The organism is Bacillus sp. FSL W8-0629 (assembly GCF_038593225.1).
In the GTDB taxonomy this organism is placed as follows: domain Bacteria; phylum Bacillota; class Bacilli; order Bacillales; family Bacillaceae; genus Bacillus; species Bacillus altitudinis.
Map to the genome: position 1 here is coordinate 1,647,998 of NZ_CP151975.1, position 19,996 is coordinate 1,667,993.

Consider the following 19,996-nt stretch of genomic DNA (forward strand, 5'->3'; position numbering starts at 1 on the left):
TTCTATATGGAGATAAAAGCGCTTTTTGAAAAGCCAAAGAACGATTTTCCTTATGAAAAATCATTTGTGTTTGCAGGTATTCATTTTCACATTTTATCAACCGAATCGCTGGCAATTGAAGATATCAAACATTATATCCCGAAAGAATCAGACAGCCATGTGGGGGATATGCCTTCACAAATTGATATACGGTTCATCATTGATCCTGAGCTTGAACAGTCCGTTCGCAATGCGTGCTTTCAAAAGGGTGAAACGATTACAGCAAAAAGGAAGTTTACTTACAAACGATTGAAATTAGACGATCAAGTATTGTTTGCCTCGCATGAAGGTGACGAGCCGCACAGTGTGGCGGTCTTTAAAGGGCGTTACGCTGTGATTGGAAAAAACAATAATGAATCTGCGATACGCTGTCCACTGCGAATCGTTCGAGAAATTGCCCTTAGAACATTAGAAAACCAAGGTGGATGCTTTACGCATGCAGCGGCTGTCTCTTTTGAAGATGGCCAAAAAGGAGCGCTCATTATTGGCGATAAAGGTGCCGGGAAGTCAACCACTATGTGGCAGTTTTTGCATCATGGAGGAGCAGATTTCATCACAAACGATCGTTCCATTTCAGTGCTTGAAGATCAGGAACTTACTGTGTATGGATGGCCGATGTGCTTGGCGCTTGGAGTAGGAACCGTCCAAGCCACAACAAATATACAGGAACTGAAAAACAAAAAATTCAGCCGGTCTCAAGATAAAAGAATATGGGATGAAACCATATCAACAGAGGAAGAGGCAAAAGAAAAATGGGCGAGCGGCTGTAAGTTTGAAATTACACCAAAAGAAGCTGCTGACATGACAGGAACAACGATTCGGAGCTCTACGAAAGTAAATATGGTGATTTTCCCTTCACTCAAAATAGGATCAGGTGAGATCAGGCTTGTACCAGTAAAAAAAGATGATCAGAGAGCAAAAGATATCATGGTCGCCAATATAAGAGAACCAGAAGATCCTGACTATTTAAAAGGCTGGCTCGGCCTTCGGCATGTGTCAGATACCTTTCTGGAACAAAAGGCATCTGAGCTGATCCATCATTTATTCAATATGCCATGTTTTTATTTAGAGGGTGATCCGAGGTATCTCCAGGACGCGATTCCAGATTTATTAAACAAAAAAGTGAGTTCCATTTAAAGAGACGATTGTCTAAACATTCGTTTGAGCCGGTCTTCACGCTTTTTCATCTGTTCGTGATCTGCTGGCAGAATGATTTGAAAGAGCATGTCGGCAATCGGCCGAGCGAGCCTTTCGTCAGAGTTTAAGAGAATGCAAACACCTAATTTACGCTTTGGAATGAAGCCAATATAGGAGGTGAAGCCTTTAATTTCTCCGCTATGTTCAGCTAAGGTGAATCCGTTAAAAGGTCTCAAAAACCATGAAAGACCAACACCTCTAGTGAAATCTTCTTCAACCATAACGGGGCTTTGCATTTCTTTTAGCGAATGCTGATGAAGCAGACGGTTTCCGTCGTATTGAGCTTGAATGAATCGAATCAAATCGTCTGCTGTAGAGAATAGTCCGCTTGAACCGTCCTCCCAAGATGGTGTTTCAGCACTTGGATAAGATATGCCGGAAAGACCAGAGGAAGAAAGGGTATACCCTTTGGCTGTCGATGCAGTTTCAATAAATCCAGTTTGCTGCAAATCGAGCGGTTCTAGTATGTGGGTATGTACTAATTCTCTAAATGGCTGTTGACTCACTTTTTCTAGTACTTTACTTAAGATTGAATAGCCAAGACTGGAATAATTGATGATAGACCAAGGCGGTGTAAAAATAGTCAGTATTTCCATGCACTGAGCTAATGTCATATCTCGCAGATGAGTTGCTTTATCGAGTGTTTTGGGCAGGCCTGAGATATGAGAGGCAATCATTCGGAAAGTGAGTGGAATTGGTTCAGATATGTGACTTTTTATGAAAGAAAGTAAAGGTTCGTAAGTATGAATAGGCTCATCGAGTTGAATCAATCCTTCCTCTCGTATTTTCATCATGACCATTGCAGTAAAAGGCTTAGTCACAGAACCAATTCGAAAGGTTGTGTCTTTTGTAACAGGGGTGCCGCTTTCAATATCAGCTAGGCCCTCATGCCACGACCAAATGTGCTTATCTTCATGAGAAATACAAATAGAGCAGCCAGGAATTTGATGTTGATTCAATAACTTCTTAATATCAGTGGTTGTATCTTGCAAGCGTTGTAGGATCGATTCATTGATCAAAATAGACACCTCTTTCATACAGAATATATATATATTACCAAATGTTTCATGTTGTTTTAAGGTAAAGGATCAATATTTTTATATTTTAAAAGAGAGCGGGCGATTGATAATGAAAACAATTCAAAAAACCATTCTTGATATTTTAAAAGGTGATGGCCAGGATATCGAACAAATTCCATATGAGCTTGTAGAACGTAAAGGAGTAGGGCATCCAGATACGATGTGTGACGCCATCGCAGAAAGAGCTTCTCAATATTATTCTCAATATTGCATGGAGCATTTCGGCAGAGTAGCACACCACTGGTTTGACAAAGTGATGCTTCTTGGTGGAGATGCTGATGTCACGTATGGGAAAGGGACAATGGTCAAACCGTATCAAGTTGTGTTTGCTGGAAAAGGGGCATACGCATACGGTGATGAGCCGATTCCTCTTAAAAAGATTCTTTTCGATGCAGCCAAAGATGTGTTATCAGAGGTGACGACCGGATTTGATGCTGACGAACATCTCGTCATTGACTGCCGTATTGTTGATCATCAAGGGGCAGGCCGTAAAAATTCAAGATATCGTCCGATGGTTGAAACAGATATGATCGAGATCGGGGATCCAAAGCTTGTTTCAAATGACTGTAATTTACTGCATGCTCATGCCCCGTTAAGCCGTCTTGAGAAACTCGTTCTCTATACAGAGCGTTATGTGAATGGACCAGAATTTAAAAAGGTGAACCCAGATACCGGCTGGGATGTGAAAATATTTGGAAGCAGACGTCATGAAGATTTCAAACTCATAGTAAACATGCCTTTTCTAGCAAAAGATATTCATAGTCTTGAGGAATATTTTGCCCGTAAAAAAGAGTGTCAGGATCAAATTGCTCGCTATATTCATGAAACGTTAGGACTTACCCCTGATCTTATGCTAAACGCAACAGATCGCAATGGTCGCCCGTACTTAACAGCACTTGGTTCTGTAGCAGATACAGGCGATGTAGGTGTTGTTGGAAGAGGAAATCGATTAAATGGACTGATCACCCCAATGCGGTCTATGAGTATTGAAGCGCCGGCTGGTAAAAATCCGCTTGATCATACAGGGAAATTGTATGGAGTGCTCGCACAACGATTGGCAGATCAAATTTTTGAGACCATTCAAAAGCCAACAGAAGTGCATATCTTTACTTCAAAAGAAGCACCGCTCCACAACCCTGATGAAATTGCCGTCCGTATTGAACAGTGGGATGGAAATGAAGTGGATAGAAAGAGAATTGAAGACATTGTCATGAATGCGGTTCATTCGATGGGCGATGTGACAAAAGATTTAATTTTTAAAGGCGTGACAATGTGGTAATAAGGATGAAAGAAAAAGTCATTAATGCCGTTCATGCATGTATTCATACAAAAGAACCCATGGCAGTGACCATTCATCCATATGAAATTGAAAAACACCAACAATTGAATCAACATCATCTTCTATTGATGCTAAAGCCTGAATTAACCAGTATCCACAAAGGTGTACAGCTTGATCGAATACTAGATGAACTTTTCCTACGCTTAGATAATCATGATATAGAAATAGGAGCAGTGCGTGTTATATCATCCTTATATTTGAAAGAAAAGAAAATAATAGAAAAACAATATGGGATGCTGAACAAAATCTCTAAAAACGGTCTGAGTGAATTGTCAGATACGGCAAAAAAGATGCTGTTCTTTAAATATCCAGAGTTTAAACAGAAGGAACATTTCATATATGGAGGCCATCAATTTTTAAAAAAGTACGAAGAGCTTACGCCATATGGTTTAGAGCTTCTTACACGGAACATGAAGGTGGACAAGCTAGGTGCGGGCACATACGCCATAAAGGCCGAGGTGGATGGAGAACAGATGCTTCTGCTCAATTCATTCCACCCTTGTCAAATTGAGTGGTTCACTGCACCTGCAAAGTCTATTATCGTCATGGAATGTTTTTCAAAGAAGCCCATGAGGATGTTAAGAGAAGATTTTATCGGTGCAACGGACCCTAAAGAGGCAAAAGCAGGTTCTTTTAAACACATGCTGCTGTCGGAGCAAAAGCGGTTTGGTTTAACGAACGTGTGTACTCGATTTAATGGCATTCACCTGTCACCAGGACCTGTAGAAGCAATGGCGGGAATGATTCACTATTTTCGTACACCTGAAACAAGGCTGACTCCCGCACATACACTTTTTGGCCAGTTGTTAAAGAAAAATGGCTTTTCGGAGGAATCACTAGATCTGTTATGTGAAGATGTGTCCATTCATTCAAGCGAAGTACCAGTATTTGAATTAACTGAAAACCTCAATTGGGATGAATCATTAGATCTGTTAACAAAAGTGAGAAACGACATTCAAAAGCATGAACGTGTTCTGTAACAGGGGGGAACCACTTGAATAATGAAGGAGCTAGCCAGCGAATATGGATTGTTGGTCCACCTGGATCTGGAAAAACGACCCTTGCCCATCACTTGAAACAGGAATTAATGTTACCTCACTATGAGCTCGATGCCCTGTTTTGGCAAGCGAACTGGAAAAAAACAGATCGGAAGTTGTTTATCGATAACGTCCATGAAGTTGTTAAACAAAAGAAATGGGTGATTGATGGTCAATATTCATCTGTTCACCATATCTTGACTGAATATGCTGATACGATCATATGGCTTGATGTGAAGAGAAGGAAGACATTCCCCCGTCTCATGAAAAGGACGTTCAAGCGGCTCATGACAAGGGAAAAACTTTGGAATGGAAATAAGGAGCGAATAGGGAATGCGCTCCAATTTTTCTCATATGCCTTTCATGTGTATCCAGAGGTGCTCCATCAAAACGAGAAGCTTTTTCATAAATTAAAAAAAGAATCACGTGTGAAATGCCTGCGCATAGACAAGCAGGAAGCAGCAGATCTGGTACTTAGGAAAATCAAAAACCTTGAGAAAAAGGGGTGAGGACATGATGAAATCTGATGATGCTGATAATGTCCTGAAATATTGGTTTTCGGAACAGCCAATCCGCTTAACACCTTTAAACGGAAGAAGCCCCAATGAAGGCTGGCTTGTAGAGGATGCTAAAAACCGCTTTGTCTTAAAAAAATGTGCGAGAAATCATGATGCAAAGTGGCTTCAATATTTAGAAGATTTAACAGATGCTTTGCTTGATCATGGTTTCCCGATTCAACCAATGATAGAGGCAGAGAACGGTCGTAAAACCATTTTATTCAAAGAACATTTTTGGCAGTTGCGGCCCTATTTTGAAGGAAGGCCATATGAAATGGGAAATCGTTCAGATGAACAAGAAGCCATTCGGGTATTAAGACAACTTCATTCATTAAAGAACTTACCGAAAGGGCCTGTGAACCCAAACTGTGAATTGAAAAACTGGATAACTTCACCGGACGAAACACTGGATAAGACGGCAAGTGTATTAAAGAAAGTCGTTTCTTCTAAAAAGGCTGCTTCTTTGCTTAAAGTGTATGAACAGGAGCTGATGAATGTACTCACGCTGCTAAATCCTAGTCTGTATGAGGCATTACCACATGCTGTCACACATGGTGATTTTCATTCTGGCAACCTGCTCATCCGTCATAAGAAGCTCGCCATGGTTCTTGATTTTGATACAGCAGGTTATAGACCACGAATTTATGATGCAGCCATATCTGCTTTTTTGTTAACGAGAATCAAGCGGGGAACATTTCAACTAGACATTGTGAAAACGATTCAATTTTTAAAGGCATATGCCAATGACTTATCTGAAAACGAGTGGCGTTCTATATCTGGTTTTATCAGACTTTTATATATTCCGACAGGTCGGTATTTAACACTTCTGCATACTTACACACCTCACTTATTGAACTGGTATATTGATTGGTCCTTGGAAGCACTAGAATCCGCATCAAGCCAGCTGAAAGAAGAATGGTATCTCCAAAAGGAGATGAGGATTTGAAGGTTGCTGTTGTCACTGGTGGAAATAGAGGCATTGGAAAAGAAGTGTGCAGACAGCTTGCGCAAGATGGCATGCTTGTCATTTTAACAGCACGGCAGATTGAAAATGCTGAATTAGCTGCTTCTGATATAAATGAGCAGGTTGTGCCATACCAGCTGGATGTGACAAACGAAGAGTCGGTTGAACGTCTGTCGGCATTTATGAAGGATTCGTACGGGAGAGTGGATGTGCTGATTAATAATGCGGGAGTCTTTCTTGACAACATAATGGATGACGCCTTTCCATCTTTTTTAGATCTTCCTGTATCGACACTTCAAGAAACGATGAATGTCAATGTGTATGGCGCAGCCAGAATGACCAAGGCGGTTTTCCCTTACATGAAAGAGGCTGGATATGGACGAATCGTCAATGTATCTAGCGGCATGGGAAGGCTCTCCGCCATCTCCGCTTCAAACGATGTTAGGCGTGACGGAAAAAGCGGTCCTTACTACAGGATGTCAAAAGCGGCTTTGCACGTTCTGACAAAAGTCACGGCTTTAGAGGGGGCGCCATTTTCTATTCTTGCGAATGCGGTTTGTCCTGGCTGGGTACAAACGGACATGGGGACATCAGAGGCTGTTAAAACTGTACAGGAAGGTGCATCAGGAATCGTATGGGCGGCACAGCTCCCCCGAGATGGACCAACAGGGGAGCTACTAAGAGACGGTAAAAGACTTCAGTGGTAAGAGGAGGCAGCTACATGCGAGGGATGAAAGAAAAGACAGTGATTGTGACAGGTGGGGCGCAGGGGATTGGATATGCGGTCGCAGAACGAGCAGCACAAGAAGGGGCGCAAGTCGTCATTGCTGATCACCATGTAGATTACGGATTAGCAGCAGAAAAAAGGCTCAAAGAAATTGGATATGATGTGTTGTTTATAGAAGCTGATATTGCTGATGAGGCAGCCATTGTCTCAATGGTAGAAAGAACAGTCGATCATTTTGGGAAAATTGACATGCTTGTGAATTGTGCAGCCGTTTTTATCATGCGTGGCCTTGAAGCTACTGTTGAAGAATGGCGGCGCATCATGGACTTAAATATTATGGGGCAAGCCCTATGTGTCAAACATGCGGCACCTCACATGGAGAAAATAGGAAAAGGATCCATTGTAAATATTGCCTCCATTTCAGGTCATATTGCCCAGCCGAAATATTTAACATACAACGCGACAAAAGCAGCCGTTGTGAATATGACGCGATGCATGGCAATGGATTTGGCGGATGCAGGTATTCGTGTGAATGCAGTGAATCCCGGTACGGTGTGGAACAAAAATAACGAACGATTTCACTTGGAAGAACTTGGATTGACAAGAGATCAAGCAAATCAGCACCCTGATATTGGAGGGATGCACATGTTAAAACGAACAGCTGATCCAGAAGAGATCGCATCTGCTGTCATCTTTCTTCTCTCTGATGAAGCGAGTTTTATCACAGGAGAAAATTTAATGGTTGACGGCGGCTATACTGCCATGTAGAGGAGTAAACATTTTGATGAAATTTGATCTGCACACACATCATCAGCGCTGTGGTCATGCGGAGGGAAACATCAGAGAATATATCGATGAGGCTGTCAAACTAGGTCTAGAATGTATCGGAATATCGGATCACTCCCCGTTTTTTGGTGAAGAGGCTGATCATTTTAAACCATGGGTAGCGATGGCGAAGAGTGAATTTCAATCATATGTAGAGGAAGTCCTGCAATTGAAAAAGGAATATGAGGGGAAAATTCACGTGCTATTAGGTGTTGAATCTGATTATTTTCCAGAACACGAAGCCCTCTACCGAGACGTGTATCGACATTATCCATTTGATTATATCATTGGCTCGGTTCATGTCAGTAATGGATACGATCTATTCAACCGGAAACGCTGGGAACGAATCACAGAGCAACAAGCCATCATTGAAAAAGAGACGTATTACCAGTTGATTAAGATGTCTGCTGAGAGTCAAATGTTCGACGTTTTAGGGCATATTGACGCCTTAAAAGGTTTTTATCCAGAAATTGCTCATCTCAAAACAGAAGCTGTCGATGATGCACTAAAAGTCATTGCGGAGAGTGGTTCTGTGATTGAAGTGAATACCTCTGGCAAAACAAAAGACTGCGGCGGCTGGTATCCATCAATGGATCTATTAGAGCGAGCCAAATTTTATGGTGTGGAAGTCACGTTTGGCTCAGATGCTCATCAGCCCGCCCGCGTGGCAGATGATTGGCTGAAAGTGAAACAAACGCTAAAGGAATTAGGTTACCAGGAATGGTGTATTTTTCAATCTCGTCAAAAGCGAAAATTGGCTCTATAAATTCATAAAAAAGGGGTTATGAAAATGACAAAAGTTCGTGTAGCAATTGCAGGAGTAGGATCATGTGCGTCAAGTATCGTTCAATTTGTTGAGTTGGCTAAGGAAAAGAAAGATACGCTCTCTGGTGTTATGCATGACGTCATTGGAGGCTATCAGTTATCTGATGTCGAATTTGTTGCCGCTTTTGAAGTAGATCAAAATAAAGTCGGAAAAGACTTATCAGAGGCCATTTTTACTAAACCAACAGCTGCAGTGAAACATATCGATGTTCCGTTTTTCCAAGTAACCGTCGAAGCAGGTCCTTTATGTGATGGACTTGAAGGAGATTTGTCCAACTGCATTCAACCACATGAACATTCACTGAATATGAAAACACATGAAGTAACGCAAAGGTTAAAAGATGTTCAGGCAGATGTACTCGTCTGCTTCTTACCAACAGGTTCGTTTGAAGCAGTTCGTGTGTACGCAGAGGCGTGTGCACACGCTCAAACAGCCTTTATTAATGCGACACCTGAACCGGTGGCAAATGATCCTGAGTTTGTCAAAATGTTTGAAGAGTCGGAGACCCCGCTCCTTGGAGACGATTTAAGAAGTCACTTAGGTGCAACCACACTGCATACAGCCTTAATTGAACTATTAAAATCCCGCGGGATTGATATCACCAATACGTACCAACTAAATGTTGGAGGGAATACGGACTTTTTAAACCTAGCCAACCCTATGAGATCAACGAGTAAGCAAAAATCGAAGAGAAAAGCATTGTTCGCTTCGGGGATTGATGCCAGTGAAGTGGCAGCAGGTCCAAATGGTTATGTCAGCTACTTAGGGGATCATAAAGTCTGCTTCTTGCGATTAGAAGGGAATTCGGTTTTAGATTCTGACATTTCACTTGAAATTCGTTTACAAGTAGAGGATAGTCCGAATTCAGCTGGTGTCATTGCGAATGCGATGCGTATTGCAAAAGCAGCTAAAGATATGAATCATAGCGGTGTCATACATGACGTCTGCCCATTCTTATTTAAGAGTCCACCAGTTGGACAAGTCGATTCAGAATCATTACGTCTGTTCAATGAATATGTGGCAAATGCTGAGCTGAAAAAGGTGTAACCAGTGGAAGCGGAACTCAATCTTCGCAAGATAAAATTTGCCGCTTTTGACTTGGATGGAACATTAATTGATGACAGAGGCGAGCTTATTGGTGATGTCCATGGCGCAGTGAACATGCTGCGCCAAAGAGGCATTATACCCATTATTGTGACAGGAAGAACCTATGATTCTTTCTTCTCTCTGGATTTAGATCGATCTCTACTCGCCTTATTTCATCATGATGTTTTGCTGAATGATGGGAATGTCATTTGTCATCATGAAAAGAAAACATTTGAGGTGAAGCGGTATGTAGATGTAGCTTTATGCCAACAGATCATCACATCACTTGATGGAAAAGCTGAATTTGTCATGGAATCTCATGGGAAGCACGTGGCATCAAGTAAAAGTGCTAAGTTGAAATACTGCATGCTATATAGCTTTCCACGAGAAAAAATAGAGGTTGGTCACAAGAAAGAATTTAGCTTTGACCATGTAACTAAACTATTTATTTTACCAAAAGAAAAAGTGGATCTTGCTCAACAATTAAAAAATTGTCATTGCGACGTAGCAGATGCCCAGTTTTTAAATGCTCAAGTCATATCTCCAAAAGGGATTTGTAAGGCAGACATGCTTGAGCACTATTTATACGATTGTTTTGGAGAAAGAGATTTAGATCGTGTGATTGCCTTTGGAAATGGTCATAATGACAGGCTGATGCTGAAGAAGGCCAAGTGGGGGCTAGCCGTTCAAGATAGTCATCCGTCGGCGATTGAGTTAAGTGATGTTCATTTACAGGAGCCTATTTCTGATTATCTATTTAAAGTTTTACAATCATTTGAAACGCCGCACGTTATCAATGAAAAGGGAGGTATTTAGTTGAGGACCCTTCAACTGCCTTTACCAGAAGCATTAGAAGATACAATGATATCGGATTTTATGGAAAGAGTTTCATTTCTATCTGCTCATATTGTGCACGTGGCTCTTAACGAAGAGGAATCTATGATTGAAGTAACCGTAGATAAAATGGGAGACAAAGAGGCAATATCAACTGCGTTTTCGAATCTATCGTCAAATATCGCACAGCTGCGGAGATTTCGTGAAAAAGAAATAAAATCAAATATTCATTTATCTAGTGAGCCTGTTCATTCGAAACTAAGCGAGGAAGATCAGAAAAGAACTTTCTATGATGAAGTTGAATTGGAACTTTCAAACTACTTTGATCAATTATTTTTAAATATAGGGATTTCACTTGGAGCGAAAGTAAGGCGATACCCTTCGACGATCAGTAAAGATTTAATGGAAAAATGTAAGTATCATACGAATTTTCCACAAAATATTTATTCTGTTTTTGAGATCCCTCATGATTATCAAATCATTGATGATATTCGAGAAAAGCATCATGGTTTTCAGCCTGAACACTTCCAGCAGGCAGGCCGTTTTTTACAGCCGTGTATTTGTTATCACTGCTATGAGGAATGGGAAGGGAAGACGTATACAGACAATCACATGATGACAGCAGCGGGGCAATGTTTTAGACATGAAATCTCTTGGAAAGTGGACCCTCTCAGGAAAATAGAATTTAGTATGCGCGAAATTGTCTTTATTGGTCATCAAGAATTTATCAATGAAACGAGAAAAACACTCCTTGAGAACACATGGGAATGCTTTCATCAACTTGGTCTAAGTGGAAAGGTCACGACCGCAAATGACCCTTTTTTCTTTTATGATGATATAGATAAAGCGAATTATCAATTAATGGCTAATAGCAAATATGAATTAGTCGCTGTGACAGAAAAGAAAGACGTTTCAATCGCTTCTTTTAACGACTGCGGAGAGATGCTTTGTGAAAGGTTCCATATTAGCGGAGAAGATGGTCTGCCGCTTTATTCAGGTTGTGCGGCATTTGGGATCGATCGTTGGGTTCAAGTGTTTTTACAAACATACGGTCGAAATCGAAAGGATTGGCCGAAAGACATGCTTCATTTAAAGGAGGAGCGCTATGCTGCAAAGTAATCTGACTCAAGAAGAACATACAGCTCTCACTTTATCCACTCCTTTTTTAAAAGCGAGTCAAATTGAAGAGATGCAGGAGCTTTTGTATAAGCAGCAAGACTGGAATGTCATTCTCGGAATGCTGCATGTTCACCGGACAGCAGGAATTGCGTGGAAGAATATTAAACGTTATGCCATTCATTTAAGAAAAGAGTTTAAAGCGACTTATTTTTTAAAGTCATTAGAGATTATGTATAAGGGTCAACTAGAAACGGCTCGAGACAATATCAAGTTAAATGATCAGTTATTTCAAGCACTTGATCAAAAAGGAATTGAATATGCCATTGTAAAAGGAAGTGTGATTGGCCAGTGGGCATACGGTGATGTTGGGCTTCGCTTATTTGGGGACAACGATCTCTTTATCTCACAAGATCAGCTGCAAGAAACTGGACACGTATTAAACGAATTAGGCTATATTCAAGGTTCTTGGAACTATGAAACGGAGACAGTCACACCTGCCAAACGCAAAGACATCCTTTACCTCATCATGAACTCACATCAAACCTACACCTATATGAAACCTACACCAGATTGCCGCTTTATTGATTGTCATAAAATTGATGTTCAGTTTTCAGTTGACCTCATGACAGGGAACCGAACGGATTCAATCGTCAAAGAAATGCTGTCTAGACGAATTCAAACGTCTGTTGACGAGCACCTTGTATGGTCTTTAAAAGAAGAGGATATGCTTCTTTTCCTCTGTATTCATTTTTATAAAGAAGCGATTTATTTAAATGAAGTGGAGTCAATGAAAGACTTACTGCTTTATAAACTGCTAGATATATATGGCATGTTTATGAAGGAAGACCTACTCGATGTGGATTTGTTTGTCCGCCAGACGAAAGCGTATGGCTTTGAAAAGATGGTCTATTTTGCTTTTCATTATGTGAATGAGGTCTTTCCTCAAACGATTCCTGAACTTGTCATGGATGCACTTCAGCCTGAATCGCTTACTTATTTATCCGAAGTGCTGGATGCAAATGATGTCGTTCATACTTGGAATCAACCAATTCGTAAACGATTCTTTCATATTAATCGATCTTTAGATATCAACAAGCATTCTGTGCATAAGGAGTAGTGTCATGAAAGATCCGGCATCGCTATTTGATTTTAAGGGAAGAAATGACGTGATTTGGTATGGGAATATGAATCAAGAACAAAGCTGGGATCAAACAAGAGCTTTACCAGTCATGACAGACCATGTTCAAAATGAACTGGTTCTTCAGCAAGAACAACAACTGCTTTTGATTGCATCTAAAGAGCATCATGTCATCTTGCATCATCAGCCTGATAAAGCTTTTTTAGCCTATTTGGAAAATCAAGGTGTCCAGCTTCCGCATATGACTCAACTAGACCAAGCATTTAAATTAAATGGACTGATTGTACCGTATCTTTTAGATGAATCACTTGAAAAAGAAGCATTGATTGAAAAAAGAACGATATACGGCTCAAATGCTACACTCGTAAAGCGGTTCAATCATAAGATTTCTACAAGAAGATGGGCAGAAGAACATCTGTTTAACGTCACATGCGGCGCTATCTGTCATCATGCTGACGAATTAAAACAGACGTATGAAGAATTAAAGGCGAAGAATTTCTCCAAAATGGTTCTGAAAATACCTTATGGATCATCTGGGAAGGGGCTGCGTATTTTAAAAAGTGACCGAGAATTTATGCAGCTGCTGACCTTTATTGAAAGAAGGAATATCGAAACGGATTTGCTCTTAGAGGGATGGCATCCGATTAAACGGTCCTTAAATGCCCAATTGCTCATTCAAGAGGAGGGGTCACACTTACTCTCCATTACAGAGCAGAAAATTAATGAGGACGGCATTTACTTAGGGACGGATTTTGTGCCTGTGTATGAATTGGGCAAAAAACGTGAATACGAAGCAAGCATGCATCGAATCATAGAGCTTCTTTATGATGAAGGGTATCGTGGTGTGGTTGGTGTCGATTCAATTATTGATGAAAATGAACAGCTCATACCGATCATTGAAATAAATGCCCGGTTCACACAGGTCACTTATTTACTCCCACTGATTTGTCGTTTTTTTTCAACCTACGAATATATCGAAAGCCGCTTTAAAAGATTCTCATGCCGCGCTGACCTGCCATTTGAAGATGTCTTAACGGAGGTAACAGAAGCACTTAATCCGGGAGAAGATGGCGGGTTCTTTATTTATACTTTTGGTAAGACGAGATCTGATGATATGTGGCACTATCGATTGTTTATCTTGTTTTACCATATGAAGAAGGACAAGCAGATTCATATGCTGACAATGTTTGATGAGATGGAATTTTCATCAGAAAGGAGGAGGAGTAGTGCTGGAAAATGACTTTACGCTCTTAGAGAAAGCGAATCGTTATGGGACGCCGATGTATGTATACGATGGAGATGCATTGAAAGAGCACTATGAGCACATTACATCATGGCTCCATCAAACAGCTGAGGTGTTCTTTTCATTTAAGTCCAATGGAAATGTCTCGATTGCATCATTGTTACGGTCTTTTGGAGCTGGTATAGAAGTGGCTTCTGAAGGAGAGCTTTTCATGGCGATAAAAGCAGGTTATTCACCGCAGCAAATCATTTTTTCTGGACCGGGTAAGCAGAAGGAAGAGATTGATACCGCTGTTCAGCATGAGATCTATTGTATTATCGCCGAATCTAAGGAAGAACTGACCTACATCGCTGAGTCTGCAAAACGTCAAGACAAGCAGGCATCAGTAGGCATTCGGATCAATCCAGAATCAATTGAATCACGAGCCAAAATAAAAATGGGCGGAGTTCCAAGTCCGTTTGGAATAGATGAATCTAAACTGAATGATGTATTTGATCTGTTTCAGAAGTATGATCATTCGCTGCTATTTAAAGGTATCCATATGTATCTGGGGACTCAAGTTCTTGATGAAACATCGCTTTTATCATCGTTTGAATACACACTTAACACAGCTGTTCGAATCAAGAATGAATATGGACGAACATGCCAGATGGTTGATTTAGGTGGCGGTTTTGGCATTCCGTATTTTCAGCATGAAACCCCGCTTCATGCTGAAAGGCTATTTCAACACGTAGCGGATTTGATTAGATCATATGAAACTGAGCTTGAATTTCCGAGGTTTATTATAGAAATGGGGAGATTTCTTTTAGCAGAATGTGGTGTTTATTTAACAACCATACAATATGTAAAAGAATCAAAAGGGCAGCCGTTTTTAATAGCAGATGGCGGGATGCATCATCATCAAGCGATGACGTTTAGAGGCAGACTGCTCCGCAATAATTACCCTATGCGGCTTATTAAACATTCCAGCAACACCGCAGACGTAGTGAAACAATCAATTGTTGGTCCGCTTTGTACACCAGAAGACTTAATTGGCAGGCAGGTGGAGCTTCCGCAAGGGGAAGTAGGGGATCTTCTTTGTATTGAGAAATCTGGTGCATATGGACTGAGCTACAGCCCTACCTTATTTTTAGGTCATTCTTCTCCGCTTGAGCTACTGTTGTTTGAGGGGAACGATTATGTTGTGCGAGATAGAGGGACCCCAGAAGATCTGTTATTGAAACAAAATAGATCATTCTTTAGACAAAGGAGGGGTGGAAATGAAACTGACAGAGCTTCGACAAGAAACGATTGATCGTCTCATTCACCAATTTTCAGAAAGAGCAGGGCAGCTGGATGCCGAATCTCGGTTCCCACATCAGAATCTAGACGAGCTGATTGATTGTGGATTACATGTTGCCAATATGCCGAAACAAGACGGAGGTCTTGGGTATGGATTTGAAGAAACGATCACCTTGTTGTCACACATATCTAAAGGGTGTGCGTCAACAGGCCTCATTATGGCAATGCATTACTATTCGCTCGGCGCATTTTCTGAAGTGCTGACAAGTGAGCAGCAGGCTTCGGTATTTGACGATATTCGGCATTCAGGAGAGTTCATCGCTTCTGTCAGCGACCCGAATGTGATTTTTATTTATCAGCGAAAGCAAATGGAGGGAATTCCAACCATCACCGCCGAAAAAACAGATGGCGGATATCTTGTGAGTGGAACTAAGTTTACTGTGACAGGTGCACCGCGCATTAAATATTTGCCAATCTATTGTGAGTATGCCCCGTCTTCATGTACATCTCAATATGGAATGACGGCGCTTTTAATGACATTACCGAGTGAAGGTGCTGCGGTGGAGGAATCGTGGAATTATTCGGGAATGAGAGCATCGATGAGTCATCACATTCATTTTGATCAAGTGTTTATACCCGATCATCAGCTCATCGGGCGGGAAGGCTACGCAATAGAAGATACTGAACATTTAATCTATTGGTTTCGTTTAGCTGTTACCGCTGTTTATTACGGGATTGCAAAGGCAGCATATGAACATGCCCTCGGTATGGCATATAAAAGGAATGATCGAATTTCTAAGAAAAAATCAGCCTTTTTACCAGGTCAACAATTTCGTATTGCAGATATGAAAATGAAATTAGATGTAGCACATTCTCAGCTCATAGCCTGTGCCCAGCAAGCAGATCGAGAAAAGAAACAAACTCATTACTCGAGTGAGTTGTATACGAAGACGCTGATTACTAAACACTTTGTGACGCAGGCGGCAGAAGAAATCGTGGAGCTGGCTTCTCAGGTCGAGGGTTTTTCTTCATTACAGCAAGGATCTTTGCTCGAGCGCTTAAGCCGAGATGTGAAAGCGGCAAAATTTCATCCACCTTCAGAAGATGTATTAAAAGAAGTGATTGCGAAAAAAGAGCTGGGCATTATCCCGTTAAAAAATCGCTGGGTATGATGGCGTAAAAAAGGAGGAGACATATGTGGCTACTGCAGCACCTATTTACCGAAACAATTATTTAAACTGTTCTCAATTAACGATTGCAGCCATGCTTCTTAGACAAGGAATTCAAATCGACAGGATTTGGAGGCAAGCTGGTCTTGTTTATAGATCTCAAGACCAAGGATTTGTTTTGATCGGTTCCTTTAAACATTTTCGTGAAGATATTTTGCATCATAATGGCATTCATTTAGAAGAAATTTTTTACACTGAAGAGGAATTAGACCTCTATATGAATCGGGTATTTAAACAGCATCCTAAGAGAGGCACTGTGTCTATTTCTTTAGATATATTTGAATTACCGTACTGTCCATTTTTTGAAAGAGAACATGGATATCATACATTGGAAGTACTTGAAGTGAATGATGATCATGTAGTGATCAGTGACCATGCTTATTCTTATCATGGCACATTGAGTAAAGATCATTTGATGAAAGCCGCACGCTCTGTCTACGAACATACGCCTCGAACCGAAAATCGTTATAAATGGATCAAACAGGTTGATCTTGAGAAAGAACCGGATGTAATGAAAGTTTTAAAAGAGCATGTCGCCATATTAGAAGGTGCACCGCCACATTTTGAATTGCCTGGAGCTATCACAGGACTTGATGCAATTTCAGTCATTCAAAGAGATTATATAGATAGTATCAAAGGTGATGAAAATGGTAATTTATTAGACAATGTTTATTTTGAAGGACTAAAGGATGTCGCCAACTCCAGAAAACATATGGTGACATTTTTATCATCATATGAAAATGAGCATTTACAACCCCTTATTCAAGCATTTGAAGATGCTTATCAAAGCTGGACAGTGCTTGCTAATTTTACAGCTAGAGTCGGCCTCAGCAAAAATCCTCGCAGTATGATTGAAAGGACGTCGAATCGGTTTCAAAAAACATTAGAGGTGGAGACAAGCCTTCTCACGCAACTAAAAGAGGTGATTCAAAATGAAAACCTATCAACCCCTCACTCTTCATGATTATGTCAATAACAGAGGCATCACATATCAAAATGAATATGAAAAAGGCCAATTAACCATTGGCGGGGCTTCTTTGCCGGCTGAGTTGGTCATGAACGTGAAAGACTCTTTGGTCGAAGGCATTCCTTTTCAGTTCATTTATCAAGATCAAGGAGACAATATTGAATTAGAGGGTCAGTCTATTCAACTTCAGGCAGTTGAAGCAGAAGCGCTCCATGTCGTTGGCTGTTCATCTAATGGTAATCTCTATGAAAAGATGACATTATTACGAGAGGGGACCGTTGTCTTGGAGTCTCGTCTTTCATTAACCGATGTGATTGAACGTGAACCTGCATTTGATGATCGATTGGCTTATGCATTTGATTATATTCATACGGTAGCCGGCATCAATCATCATTTGACATCAAACCTATGGATTGATTCGCTTTCCTTCTCGCAAAAAATCGTTTTTGATGAAATCCGCTTTCAAGATAATCCATTTATGCATATTTTCGCAATGACGATCCAGCAGTCAGATCAGTGATGGAAGGGAGCCATGTCTATGTGCGGCATTGCAGGTTATTGTCATTTTAACAAAGCACCACTTGATCCACACATCTTACTGAAGATGAAAAACGTACTTAGTGTGCGTGGACCTGATGATAGTGGTGTATATCAAGACGACTCAGTTGGTTTGGTTCATACGCGGCTTTCCATTATCGATATTCAATCTGGGCCGCAGCCAATAACAAATGAAGATGAGTCTATTTGTGTGATTTTAAATGGCGAGATATATAATTTCCAAGAACTAAGAGAGGACTTATGGAATAAAGGTCATACGTTTCGTACGCTGACAGATACAGAAGTACTTGTTCATGGCTATGAAGAATATGGTATTTCTTTTATTGAGCAATTAAATGGAATGTTTGCAGCTGCGATATGGGATCAAAAGAAGAAAGAATTCTTTTTATTTAGAGACCGGTCTGGGATTAAACCGCTTTATGTTTCAGAATGTAGAGGAGGGCTTATTTTCGGATCGGAAATGAAAGCTCTTCTTCAGCATCCAGATATACAAATTGCCATTCAGCCTGAAGCTGTCCTTAGTTATTTATCCTTCCGTTATGCGATCGGCGAGCAAACTTTCTTTCAAGGAATTCAAACATTACCCCCAGGTGTCATCTTGAAAATAGATGAAACAGGAATGACAAAAGAGGCCTATTGGCAATATCCTTTCCCATCTGATGGAATTGACAGGGGAGAACGTTATTATCAAAAAGGATTGTTTGAATTACTTCAAGATAGTGTGCAAAAACAAATGATGTCTGATGTACCTGTAGGAGCTTTTTTGAGTGGTGGAGTGGATTCGACTTCTATTGTTGCTTTGATGTCCAAATATGCGAACGAGAATATTCACTGTTTTTCGACCAGCTTTGAAGAGGAAGGTTTTTCTGAAGAAAGCTATGCCAAGCTCGCAGCAGAACAATACAACGTCAAGCTTCACTCGCATCGAATGAGTGAAGAAGAGTACTTTCAATTATTGCCAGAAGTTGTGAAGCGAAGAGATCATCCTCTTTCCATTCCTCATGAAGTCGCTTTTTACCATATGTCACGTGAAGCAAAAAAGCATGTAACGGTTGTTTTGTGTGGTGAAGGAGCGGACGAATTGTTTGCAGGGTATGGACGTGTGTTTAGGAGTCCTTCAGATTGGCGTAAAATTTTATGGCTTCAAAAAAACCGAAAGCTGTCATCGATCCTTTCAAAGGTATTATTTGAACCGTCCTTTCAGCAGCAGGTGCATCAATTTATCCATCTTGATGGGGAAATGGAACATTATAAAAAAAGATATGCTTGGTTTACGGATAACGAAAAAGAGCAGCTCTTAGGTCAGCAAGCTCATTCTATTGATTCTGCTGATTTGCACATGAATCAGTTGATCGCCCATTGCTTTAAAGAGATGGAAGGGGCGTCGTATGAAAACAAACTGCTCTATTTATTTCAACAAATTCATTTACCCAACTTGTTAGACCGGCTTGATATGATGACGATGTCACACGGACTAGAAGCACGTGTACCGTTTCTTGATCATCGCATCATCCAATTTGTCAACGATATGCCTTTCAAGTACAAACTTCCTTATAAAGGGCTACCTAGCAAAGTGCAAGCATTTTTCCAATCGAGCCTTAAAACAAGTGAGGTCCAAGATATTCCGAAATATATGTTGAAAAAGACAATGGAGCAAACGGTGGATAAGCGTATATTATATAGAAGAAAAATGGGTTTTCCGGTTCCGGTGTATCATTGGATGAACAAAAGAATGGGAGAAATCGAAGAGAAACTTCTTGATCAACAAAGCTTTGCAACACAATTATTTCAAAAAGAGCCGCTAGAACAATTTTTGCGACATCATTCGAATCAGAAGAACAAAAATGGAGCGGACCAAAAAGTGTGGATGCTTTACAACTTGGAATTATGGCATGATCACTATATCAAAGGGGCGCGTCTTCCGCTCCAAACTAGTCATTAAGAGGCCCGG

At 40.7% G+C, this 19,996-nt stretch carries 19 protein-coding genes; 18 read left to right on the forward strand and 1 reads right to left on the reverse strand.

The annotated features are described in order from the left end of the window. Positions 1–6: 6 nt before the first annotated feature. The gene (locus NSQ17_RS08405) at positions 7–1,176 is read left to right on the forward strand and encodes a hypothetical protein (protein WP_342468012.1); all 1,170 of its coding nucleotides are present in this window, start codon (positions 7–9) and stop codon (positions 1,174–1,176) included. On the opposite strand, the gene NSQ17_RS08410 is transcribed toward NSQ17_RS08405, so the two are convergent. Then, the gene (locus NSQ17_RS08410) at positions 1,173–2,255 is read right to left on the reverse strand and encodes a serine hydrolase domain-containing protein (RefSeq protein WP_342468013.1); all 1,083 of its coding nucleotides are present in this window, start codon (positions 2,253–2,255) and stop codon (positions 1,173–1,175) included. The genes NSQ17_RS08405 and NSQ17_RS08410 overlap by 4 nt on opposite strands. Positions 2,256–2,364: 109 nt before the next feature. Here NSQ17_RS08410 and NSQ17_RS08415 point away from each other — a divergent pair, with 109 nt between their 5' ends. From NSQ17_RS08415 to asnB, 17 genes are read left to right on the forward strand one after another with little or no spacing between them, the layout of a single operon-like run. Next, positions 2,365–3,594: a methionine adenosyltransferase gene (locus NSQ17_RS08415; RefSeq protein WP_045034279.1), complete on the forward strand. Its 1,230-nt coding sequence runs from the start codon at positions 2,365–2,367 to the stop codon at positions 3,592–3,594. Positions 3,595–3,599: 5 nt separating this feature from the next. Beyond that, on the forward strand, positions 3,600–4,634 hold the full coding sequence (locus NSQ17_RS08420) for a hypothetical protein (protein WP_342468014.1): 1,035 nt from the start codon (positions 3,600–3,602) through the stop codon (positions 4,632–4,634). Between the two features lie 14 nt (positions 4,635–4,648). Next, positions 4,649–5,200, forward strand: a complete 552-nt coding sequence (locus NSQ17_RS08425; RefSeq protein WP_135227167.1) for an AAA family ATPase — start codon at positions 4,649–4,651, stop codon at positions 5,198–5,200. A gap of 4 nt (positions 5,201–5,204) precedes the next feature. Continuing rightward, on the forward strand, positions 5,205–6,194 hold the full coding sequence (locus NSQ17_RS08430) for a phosphotransferase (RefSeq protein WP_212360354.1): 990 nt from the start codon (positions 5,205–5,207) through the stop codon (positions 6,192–6,194). Further along, positions 6,191–6,919, forward strand: a complete 729-nt coding sequence (locus NSQ17_RS08435) for an SDR family NAD(P)-dependent oxidoreductase (RefSeq protein WP_045034282.1) — start codon at positions 6,191–6,193, stop codon at positions 6,917–6,919. Before NSQ17_RS08430 ends, NSQ17_RS08435 begins: the two co-directional genes overlap by 4 nt. Positions 6,920–6,933: 14 nt before the next feature. Continuing rightward, a complete protein-coding gene (locus NSQ17_RS08440; RefSeq protein ID WP_342468015.1) occupies positions 6,934–7,707 on the forward strand; it encodes an SDR family oxidoreductase in 774 nt (257 codons plus the stop codon). Between the two features lie 16 nt (positions 7,708–7,723). Continuing rightward, entirely contained in the window at positions 7,724–8,530 is an 807-nt protein-coding gene (locus NSQ17_RS08445) for a histidinol-phosphatase (RefSeq protein ID WP_212360349.1), read from the forward strand. A 24-nt stretch (positions 8,531–8,554) separates the two neighbouring features. Then, complete coding sequence (locus NSQ17_RS08450; RefSeq protein ID WP_342468016.1) at positions 8,555–9,637, forward strand: myo-inositol-1-phosphate synthase; 1,083 nt, start codon at positions 8,555–8,557, stop codon at positions 9,635–9,637. A 3-nt stretch (positions 9,638–9,640) separates the two neighbouring features. Continuing rightward, on the forward strand, positions 9,641–10,492 hold the full coding sequence (locus NSQ17_RS08455; protein WP_342468017.1) for an HAD hydrolase family protein: 852 nt from the start codon (positions 9,641–9,643) through the stop codon (positions 10,490–10,492). Next, a complete protein-coding gene (locus NSQ17_RS08460; protein WP_058337325.1) occupies positions 10,493–11,629 on the forward strand; it encodes an aminoacyl--tRNA ligase-related protein in 1,137 nt (378 codons plus the stop codon). Further along, the gene (locus tag NSQ17_RS08465; RefSeq protein ID WP_041507277.1) at positions 11,616–12,746 is read left to right on the forward strand and encodes a nucleotidyltransferase family protein; all 1,131 of its coding nucleotides are present in this window, start codon (positions 11,616–11,618) and stop codon (positions 12,744–12,746) included. The genes NSQ17_RS08460 and NSQ17_RS08465 overlap by 14 nt, the downstream gene beginning before the upstream one ends. Positions 12,747–12,750: 4 nt before the next feature. Continuing rightward, positions 12,751–14,007 carry an ATP-grasp domain-containing protein gene (locus NSQ17_RS08470; RefSeq protein ID WP_342468018.1) on the forward strand — a complete coding sequence of 419 codons (1,257 nt, stop codon included), beginning with the start codon at positions 12,751–12,753 and terminating at the stop codon, positions 14,005–14,007. After that, positions 13,994–15,304 (forward strand): hypothetical protein, encoded by a 1,311-nt coding sequence (locus tag NSQ17_RS08475; protein WP_058337323.1) that lies wholly within the window; start codon positions 13,994–13,996, stop codon positions 15,302–15,304. Before NSQ17_RS08470 ends, NSQ17_RS08475 begins: the two co-directional genes overlap by 14 nt. Then, positions 15,270–16,463 (forward strand): acyl-CoA dehydrogenase family protein, encoded by a 1,194-nt coding sequence (locus tag NSQ17_RS08480; protein WP_342468019.1) that lies wholly within the window; start codon positions 15,270–15,272, stop codon positions 16,461–16,463. Before NSQ17_RS08475 ends, NSQ17_RS08480 begins: the two co-directional genes overlap by 35 nt. A gap of 25 nt (positions 16,464–16,488) precedes the next feature. Further along, positions 16,489–17,484: a hypothetical protein gene (locus NSQ17_RS08485; protein ID WP_342468020.1), complete on the forward strand. Its 996-nt coding sequence runs from the start codon at positions 16,489–16,491 to the stop codon at positions 17,482–17,484. Then, positions 17,453–18,007, forward strand: a complete 555-nt coding sequence (locus tag NSQ17_RS08490) for a hypothetical protein (RefSeq protein ID WP_058337321.1) — start codon at positions 17,453–17,455, stop codon at positions 18,005–18,007. The genes NSQ17_RS08485 and NSQ17_RS08490 overlap by 32 nt, the downstream gene beginning before the upstream one ends. Positions 18,008–18,019: 12 nt before the next feature. Next, positions 18,020–19,987: an asparagine synthase (glutamine-hydrolyzing) gene (gene asnB / locus NSQ17_RS08495; RefSeq protein ID WP_342468021.1), complete on the forward strand. Its 1,968-nt coding sequence runs from the start codon at positions 18,020–18,022 to the stop codon at positions 19,985–19,987. The last annotated feature ends 9 nt before the right edge of the window (positions 19,988–19,996 follow it).

Excerpts from the sequence above, each read along its gene's own strand:
- NSQ17_RS08405 (WP_342468012.1), top strand. The coding sequence starts at position 7 with ATGGAGATAAAAGCGCTTTTTGAAAAGCCAAAGAACGATTTTCCTTAT.
- NSQ17_RS08415 (WP_045034279.1), top strand. The coding sequence starts at position 2,365 with ATGAAAACAATTCAAAAAACCATTCTTGATATTTTAAAAGGTGATGGC.
- NSQ17_RS08420 (WP_342468014.1), top strand. The coding sequence starts at position 3,600 with ATGAAAGAAAAAGTCATTAATGCCGTTCATGCATGTATTCATACAAAA.
- NSQ17_RS08430 (WP_212360354.1), top strand. The coding sequence starts at position 5,205 with ATGATGAAATCTGATGATGCTGATAATGTCCTGAAATATTGGTTTTCG.
- NSQ17_RS08440 (WP_342468015.1), top strand. The coding sequence starts at position 6,934 with ATGCGAGGGATGAAAGAAAAGACAGTGATTGTGACAGGTGGGGCGCAG.
- NSQ17_RS08445 (WP_212360349.1), top strand. The coding sequence starts at position 7,724 with ATGAAATTTGATCTGCACACACATCATCAGCGCTGTGGTCATGCGGAG.
- NSQ17_RS08450 (WP_342468016.1), top strand. The coding sequence starts at position 8,555 with ATGACAAAAGTTCGTGTAGCAATTGCAGGAGTAGGATCATGTGCGTCA.
- NSQ17_RS08465 (WP_041507277.1), top strand. The coding sequence starts at position 11,616 with ATGCTGCAAAGTAATCTGACTCAAGAAGAACATACAGCTCTCACTTTA.
- NSQ17_RS08470 (WP_342468018.1), top strand. The coding sequence starts at position 12,751 with ATGAAAGATCCGGCATCGCTATTTGATTTTAAGGGAAGAAATGACGTG.
- NSQ17_RS08480 (WP_342468019.1), top strand. The coding sequence starts at position 15,270 with ATGAAACTGACAGAGCTTCGACAAGAAACGATTGATCGTCTCATTCAC.
- NSQ17_RS08490 (WP_058337321.1), top strand. The coding sequence starts at position 17,453 with ATGAAAACCTATCAACCCCTCACTCTTCATGATTATGTCAATAACAGA.
- asnB (WP_342468021.1), top strand. The coding sequence starts at position 18,020 with ATGTCTATGTGCGGCATTGCAGGTTATTGTCATTTTAACAAAGCACCA.